We start from the raw sequence: 2,201 nt of genomic DNA on the forward strand, positions 1-2,201 counted from the left end.
CCCCACCCCCGCCCGACAACGCAGCCGCATGCGCTGGACGATCGTCGGCTTCTCGGCCCTCGGCCTCACCATCGCCTACCTGGACCGCGCCGCGCTGAGCGTGGCCATGCCCTACATGTCGGACGAGTTCCACATCAGCGACGCCATGCAGGGCGTCATGCTCTCCGCGTTCTTCTGGACCTACGCGCTCTTCCAGATCCCCTCCGGATGGCTGCTCGACCGCTTCGGGCCACGGGTCGTCTACCCAATCGCGGTCGGCTGGTGGTCGATCTGGACGGCGCTGACGGCCCTGGCACGGGGCGTCGGTTCCGTCATGGTCTTCCGCCTCGGCCTCGGCATCGGCGAGGCGCCGGTGCAGCCGGCCAACGTCAAGGTCGTCTCGCGATGGTTCCCCCGCAAGGAACGCGCCTTCGCCTCAAGCCTGTTCGACATGGGACAGCAGATCGGCACCACCCTGTCCATCCCGGTCGTGACGGGCCTCGCCTTCCTCGGCGGCTGGCGGCTGGCCTTCGTCGTGATCGGCCTGGCCGGAATGCTCTGGATCGTCGGCTGGCTGGCCGTCTACCGCGAGCCCGAGGACCACCCGCGCGTCTCCGCCGCCGAGTTGGCCCACATCCACTCCGACCGGGACAACGAACCCACCGCCGCCACGACCGACGGCCCCACCGAGGTGCCCTGGCGCGCCCTGGTGAACGACAACCAGGTCTGGGCGCTCACCGTCGGCTACGTGTTCCGCTCACTCTCCGGCGCCTTCTTCCTCACCTGGTACCCCAGCTACCTGCTCGACGACCGGGGCTTCTCCGAGGCCGACTTCGGCATGGTCGGCTGGATACCCTCGCTCATCGCCATCGGCTCCACCGTCCTCGGCGGCGTCGTCTCCGACCGGCTGCTGGCCGCCGGCCACTCCCCCAACCTCGCGCGCAAGGTCCCGATCGTCACCGGGCTCGGCATCAGCGCCTGCATCGGCTTCGCCCCGTTCATCGACAGCAACCTCCTGCTGATGATCCTGCTCACCGTCAGCAGCGCCGCGCACTCCTTCGCCGGCGCCGCCGTCCTGAGCCTGCCGGCCGAGGTCGCCAGCTCGCCCGACCACGTCGGCGCCGTGGCGGGCTTCCAGAACTTCGGCTCCCAGGTCGGCAACCTCATCAGCCCCATCGCCATCGGCGTCTTCCTGACCACCAGCGGCGGCTCCTACGTCGGCCCGCTCGTCGGCTCCGCCGCCTGCTGTCTCGTCAGCGCCGCGATCTACCTGTTCTGGGTCCGCATCAAGCCCGTCGTCCCCGCCCGCGAGACCGCCCAGGAGCCCGCCGCATGAGGATCCACTCCCTCGACACCTACCGGCAGCGCGTCGGCGACCGGCCCAGGATCCTCGTCAGGATCCGCACCGACGACGGCCTCGACGGCTGGTCCGAGGTCTACAACCACGGCCCCGACCTCGCCTACCCGCCGCTGCTCGACCACCTCTTCGGGCAGATCAGGGGCATGGACGCCGGCTCCCCCGGCCGGGTCAACCAGTTCCTGTTGCAGTCCGGGCGCTTCCCGCAGGGCGCCCTCGGCCTGGCCGCCATCGCCGCCATCGACCACGCGCTGTGGGACATCGCCGCCAAGGCCGTCGGCGTGCCGGTCTACCAGCTGCTCGGCGGCGCCGTCCGGGACCGGGTCCGCGTCTACGCCGGCCTCTACAACGCGCCCGACGTGCCCGAACTCCGCGACACCACCGCCGCGTTGCACGAACGCTTCGGCGTCACCGCGTTCAAGCTCAGCCCCTACCGGCGCGACCCGCACCGCACCCGCTTCGGGCTGCTGGCCCGCGAGCTCGGCGACTACTTCGGCGCCGTCCGCGCCGCCCACCCGGCCGAGTGGGACTTCGCCTTCGACGCCCACGCCGTCCTGTGGGAGCCCCGCCAGGCCGTCGACCTCGGCGCCGCGCTCGCCCTCAACGAGCCGCTCTTCCTCGAGGAGCCCATCCGCCCCGAGCACGTCCCAGCCTGGGCCAGGATCCGCTCCGCGCTCACCGTGCCCCTGGCCACCGGCGAGTGCCTCTACTCGCCCCACGAGTTCCTGGCCCTCCTCACCGCGGGCGGCGCCGACATCGTCCAACCCGACATCTGCGTCGTCGGCGGCCTCACCCAGATGACGAGGATCGCCGCCATCGCCGACGCCCACTACGTCCCCGTCGCGCCCCACAACCCCCTCGGCCC

General features: G+C 71.6%; 2 protein-coding genes. Both read left to right on the forward strand.

Going from position 1 to position 2,201, the window contains the following annotated elements:
- Positions 1–1,315 (forward strand): MFS transporter (locus E1265_RS35710; protein ID WP_207931348.1); only part of this gene is annotated, 1,315 nt, incomplete at its 5' end.
- The coding region (locus E1265_RS35715) for a mandelate racemase/muconate lactonizing enzyme family protein (protein ID WP_132935098.1) at positions 1,312–2,201 on the forward strand (890 nt) is incomplete at its 3' end. The genes E1265_RS35710 and E1265_RS35715, both read left to right, overlap by 4 nt.

It is taken from the genome of Streptomyces sp. 8K308 (assembly GCF_004348315.1).
Taxonomy (GTDB): domain Bacteria; phylum Actinomycetota; class Actinomycetes; order Streptomycetales; family Streptomycetaceae; genus Streptomyces.